1 protein-coding gene is annotated in these 277 nt (G+C 51.3%); it reads left to right on the top strand.

Features of this window, described 5'->3' with window-relative positions; translation table 11 throughout:
* Positions 1–7 precede the first annotated feature (7 nt).
* The gene (locus tag RMT89_RS46295; RefSeq protein ID WP_399498962.1) at positions 8–145 is read left to right on the top strand and encodes a DNA methyltransferase; all 138 of its coding nucleotides are present in this window, start codon (positions 8–10) and stop codon (positions 143–145) included.
* The last annotated feature ends 132 nt before the right edge of the window (positions 146–277 follow it).

The raw sequence follows: 277 nt of genomic DNA, 5'->3' as shown, positions 1-277 counted from the left end.
CGACACCATACTTGATCCGTTCGGCGGAAGCGGAACAACCGCCGTTGCCGCGCATCGAACCGGACGGCGTTCAATTTGTATTGAGCGCGATCTAGGTTATTATCTCGGTTCGTGCGGTCGTGTTTGGAAAGAACAGCAAGCATGACGCCAATACTGCGACCGGATCAAAGTAAACTGAAATACGATATTTACGGCGGCTGGAGTGCTGGCAATCGTAATATGATGGCTGTGCTACCAACTGGCGGCGGCAAATCTGTTGTCATGTCAAATATAGCGC

The organism is Streptomyces sp. P17 (assembly GCF_032436805.1).
GTDB lineage: Bacteria > Actinomycetota > Actinomycetes > Streptomycetales > Streptomycetaceae > Streptomyces.
The sequence above is the reverse complement of the archived record's forward strand: the minus strand, read 5'-3'. Positions and strand labels throughout refer to the sequence as shown.